General features: G+C 35.4%; 5 protein-coding genes. 4 read left to right on the plus strand and 1 reads right to left on the minus strand.

Annotation, left to right across the window (positions count from 1 at the left end; translation table 11 throughout):
* Nucleotides 1-390 precede the first annotated feature (390 nt).
* On the plus strand, nucleotides 391-1,278 hold the full coding sequence (locus FC093_RS23320) for a hypothetical protein (protein WP_137264232.1): 888 nt from the start codon (nucleotides 391-393) through the stop codon (nucleotides 1,276-1,278).
* 66 nt (nucleotides 1,279-1,344) lie between these two features.
* On the opposite strand, the gene FC093_RS23955 is transcribed toward FC093_RS23320, so the two are convergent.
* Complete coding sequence (locus FC093_RS23955) at nucleotides 1,345-1,509, minus strand: hypothetical protein (protein WP_170971213.1); 165 nt, start codon at nucleotides 1,507-1,509, stop codon at nucleotides 1,345-1,347.
* 11 nt (nucleotides 1,510-1,520) lie between these two features.
* Between FC093_RS23955 and FC093_RS23325 the strand changes: the two genes are divergently transcribed.
* The 3 genes from FC093_RS23325 to FC093_RS23335 all read left to right on the plus strand — a co-directional run bounded on the left by FC093_RS23325 (nucleotide 1,521) and on the right by FC093_RS23335 (nucleotide 4,600).
* Nucleotides 1,521-2,189 carry a hypothetical protein gene (locus FC093_RS23325; RefSeq protein ID WP_137264233.1) on the plus strand — a complete coding sequence of 223 codons (669 nt, stop codon included), beginning with the start codon at nucleotides 1,521-1,523 and terminating at the stop codon, nucleotides 2,187-2,189.
* 311 nt (nucleotides 2,190-2,500) lie between these two features.
* Nucleotides 2,501-3,151, plus strand: coding sequence for a hypothetical protein (locus tag FC093_RS23330; protein WP_137264234.1), 651 nt, complete (start codon nucleotides 2,501-2,503; stop codon nucleotides 3,149-3,151).
* Between the two features lie 912 nt (nucleotides 3,152-4,063).
* A complete protein-coding gene (locus tag FC093_RS23335) occupies nucleotides 4,064-4,600 on the plus strand; it encodes a hypothetical protein (protein WP_170971214.1) in 537 nt (178 codons plus the stop codon).
* Nucleotides 4,601-4,712 lie beyond the last annotated feature (112 nt).

Raw genomic sequence — 4,712 nt, forward strand, 5'->3', positions numbered from 1 at the left:
CAAACAAGCACTATCAGCCGGCATGGTGACCGTCTTATAATCAAACAGGTCTGTTTTAAAATGACAGGTCCAGCTTTTCTTGTGTACATCCATACCAATGAATAACTTTGGTACAGAAGCGGTAGTTTGAGTATTCATACACTTGAATTTTAGGTACCCTCAAATTACCGCTTTTACATAGATGCTTTGCAATAGCAGGGGGCGACGTGCAAGTCCTCGTCTGTAAATCACTATCAGCAGCAGTTCCAGCAGGACATTAGTAATTTAGCTTTTGTACATATCTTCATCAATAGTTTTTCAATCAGCGGTAGTTCGGGCTGACGTTTTTCAAATGCCCTGCCATCGCAAATACTCAACGTTGGTGGCAATGCTAAACGACATCCTACAAATATGAAACAGTTGACAATTTCAGTCTTGATAACCATTTTGCTCATTTGCAACTATTCATACGGACAAACTAACAATTCTAAAAAAAGCTACTCTTTAGGCTTCAAAGAAACACCCAAAAAACTTTCAGACATTGTAAAGAGAATTGCTTCTATTAATGAGATTCAATCTGAACACATTGGAGTTGCAGGTATAGAGAGTGATAATTATAAAAACTATTTAGAGTTAAAGAAAGTTGCAAATACAGAAGATTTATTAAATCTTACCGACAATCAAAATGCTGTCGTTGCTTGTTATGCAAGTATGGCTTTGGCTGACAAATCTTATTTTGATTTAAAGTCAGTCTTTTTAAAATTCCTTTCTCATGACAGAAAAGTTTCAACTTTTAGTGGGTGTATAAAATCAAAAGACGACATTTCAACTGAATTATATTACCAGTATTGGAATAATGTAAATGACAAAGCAAAATGGACTGACAAAATACTTTTGCAACTTGATAGCATTATTTTATATCGTGATAATTCCGATTGGCTATTAATGACAAGAGCATTGGAAAACAGAGTTTATCCGGCATCATATAAAAAACGTATTGAAGAGTTGGCATTCAAAAAGGGGAATCGGGAATCATTATTCTATTTATGTACTTGGTATAGAGCGGACAACTATGAGAATATAAAGAAGTCATTAATAACATACTTGAAAAAGACTGATTTTAGTAAAACTGGTACAACCGACTATTACAGAACCTTAGATGAACTACTTAAATTTAGAGACAGTGAAATTGAAACATTAATTATTCAAAAACTCAAAAAGGACAAGTTCTGGAAGAACGAAGAAAAAAAGTTTATATCGTTACTTGATGACTATAGCATTTACGAAAACTTTGACTGACCAGCACATGCCACCAACAGTGGGTTTGCTTCTACGCTGGCTGAAGGAATAAACATCAGCTTTTGTTCACTGTTCATCAGTAGTTCCGGGCTGAAAATTCATTGTTCGGCTTTTGTAGTTATCTTCGGCTTTGGGTTCGTTATTGGGCTGACGTTCGGGCGAAAAGCTCATTGAATGCCAGCGCAGCAGCAAGCCCCCGACGTTAGCGGTCAGTTTAGAGAACGACACCATACAGACAAAGAATGACAATTGAATTGATACCCGTAATAGAGATTGGATATAACAATCAGGATGTATCGACACCTGATAAATATCCTTATTGGGAGCATTCGGAATTATGGGATAAATACAATTCTGACAGTTACAAGAAAGCAGGTTTTAAAGACGAATTCAAACCATATTTAGCAGGTTCATCATTTTACAGACCATCTGAAATAACAGACAACAACTTGACAAAAATTGTAATCGACCATACACAAGAATTGAGAGACGGAAAATATGGACGAGAACAGGCAAGTGCGTTGTTTGGTGGATACGTTCTTCGCATTGACGGACAAGACAAATATTTCCCACAATGTTGTGGCGACCTTGCAGACTTTAAATATTGGGAAAATATTGCGGACGGAAAGGAACAGGGATTTTACGCAGGACACCCAGAGCCACAAGTAAAAATTCACGCAGACAAAATAACCTTCGACTTTACAGTTGAAGAATTTGACGAACACTTTGCACCGACACCGAGCGAAAACATAGTTCAGTTTGACATTCCTTCTTTGAAAAAAGCAATTGAAACTGTAAAAGCCGAACTTGACACATTTGAAAAACGACTTGAAAAAATTAATCGAGACGAAAAACTAAATATTGACAACATTGGCGGACTTTTAATTTGGGACAATGCAAACTATGACTAAAGAAAACCGAACCGCTAACATCGTATTGGCAATAGTGGGGCGGACAGTAATAAATTCAACATTTGTAATTCTATCGGGCATTTGTACAATTGTTGGGCTGACGTTTTTCAAATGCCTCACCATCGCCAATACGTAAACCGTTGGCAGTAATTTTCATGAGACCCATTAAATTAGTTTTCCTACTTTTCTTTTTGAGTTTTTCCATGTCTTGTTTTTCACAGACAAACAAGAATGACATATACTCTAATATCACTATTGACACAATCCCAGACCTTTCAGTATTTAAGCATTTGACAACCTACGAAACACGTATGGACTCAATGACTCATGCTTTCAACAGCGAATCATTGCAAAGAATGTTAGATGGAAAAGCATTCATAAAGGGAACTTCAAAAGGACTTATTGATTCAGCTATTCAAGAGCAACGAATATTGAATACAATTCGATACAAAGAAAATAGAAGTCGTTACCAATTTCAAAATTTTCTAAACGGAAAACTACTTGACAAAACAAAAAATGAATCTGACTTAGATTCTGTTGGTACAGAATGTGGCTGTATTTTAGACGGTGACACTTTGAAAATTGGAATGGGAATTTGGATTTTTGGTGGGTTTACATTTTCTATTAAAATTGTTGACAATAAATTTACCAGTAACTATTGGTTAGATGAGCATAAACGTAAAATTTTCAAATTAAATAGTGGCGACACTTTAACTGACAACATACTTATACCATTTGCCGACCAAAAATTAATTTTAGATTCCATTCCTACTTACAAATCGGGACAACAATTAACTGGCTTTTTAAGTTATAAGACTGTAAATTATTTAAGAGCATCTGACTTTGAAGACTGGTCAATTAAAGATGAGTACAGTAATAAAAATATGGACGTTATGTACACGAAAGGGATTATTCATTTTACCTGTAAAGTGAGACAAATGTTACAGCGTGACAAAGAATAAAACTACTGCCAACAGGTGCATTTGTAAAAGCATGGCTTGACCAGCTGCACTTGTGCAGCAGTAATTCTTATCATCTTTTGTTATCGGCAGACAATACGTTATTGAACATTTGTAATTATCTTCAACAACAGTTTTTCAATTAAGCATTTGTACCAGGCTGACCAATTGCTATTGCCATGCCTTCACAAATGCTTAACCGTTAGCAGTAATTTTATTTTGACCCGTTTCGGTGTAACATTTAGGACTAATCAAAAGAATAAATTCGACGGACATTGCTTCATTTACGACTAAAACAAAGACCTTATAACCTGCTTTTATTGGTAGCTTTTGGACTGTTCTTAACTGGTATTTTTAGCTTTAAGACTCTGGTTGTTCTTTATGTCAGGACTAAATATTATTTGTTTCCATTGACATATTACATATGGACACCAGCTTTGCTTTTTTTTGTTTTCTGGCTGCTTTATATCACGACAAAGAGCATTTTGTTTTCAAAAGCACTTAGCTGGACACACATCACATTGACATTAATTTCTTGTTTAGCAATTTTCACGTTTCCATTTCTTTTCAAGTGGTTTAATCAAGACCTTGCAGGTTTTCCAAGGCATTACTATGACACAGACCAAAAGGTGTATGAAGGTTATATTTTTTGGACAAGAAAAGATGTAATACTTGGACTCATTTTGACCATTGGACAAGTGACTTATTTATCTAATCTTATTTTTGGACTTATCAAACGGGCTCGACAAAACAACCGCTAACACGTGGTTTGCTGCCATAGCGGCTTGACGCAAGCCAATCGGCAGAAGTAATTCTAATCATCTTTTCAGCTATATTTGGGCTGACAGAGCTTTGAATGCCGCTCCGGCAGCAAGCCTTGGAACGTTGTGCGTCACCTTATTCAGACTCCCTAATATGCTGCCAGAATCAAAATCAGAATCTTCAAGTCGTTATCTTCTTTGTAATTATTTTTTTTCAGACAAAATAATCAAGAGAGTGAAGGCAGATGTAAAAAAAATTATGGCTGACAGAAAAAAAGATAATTTATACTTTGAGTTCATTAATTGGCAAAAGCAAACAAATGAAATTGTGGTACTGACAATGTATGCTTATGCAGACATTTTATTACCAAAATACTTTGACACAATCTTTCAGATTGACAACCCAGAGAATTTTATTGAAACAAAATTTGTAATAAAGCAAGCTGTTATAAATGGCTGGACATCTGTAGGTGAAATCAGTCACGGACATAAGCACATACTTGTAGTTGAGTTTCCAAATTCAATTCCTGACATTCTTAATTTGCTTTCAGAATTTAGTTATAAAAAGACTATTAAGAATGAAATTCACTTAGGCTTTTGTAACAAGATTGATTTTGACGCGATAAAAACCAATTTGCACCAAACTCACCTTGACAAAAAGGCGAACGCACAACAAAAGTATCCTATGTAAAGCGGTTTTCGAGGGGTGATATGTGAATAAAGGTACTACATAAAGAGATAGATTTAGTACGCTGTGGATTTACATGATTGAATATTCTTCAGCTCATAGATGTTACTACAGC

Origin of the sequence: Ilyomonas limi (genome assembly GCF_005233845.1) — a bacterium.
Lineage (GTDB): Bacteria > Bacteroidota > Bacteroidia > Chitinophagales > Chitinophagaceae > Ilyomonas > Ilyomonas limi.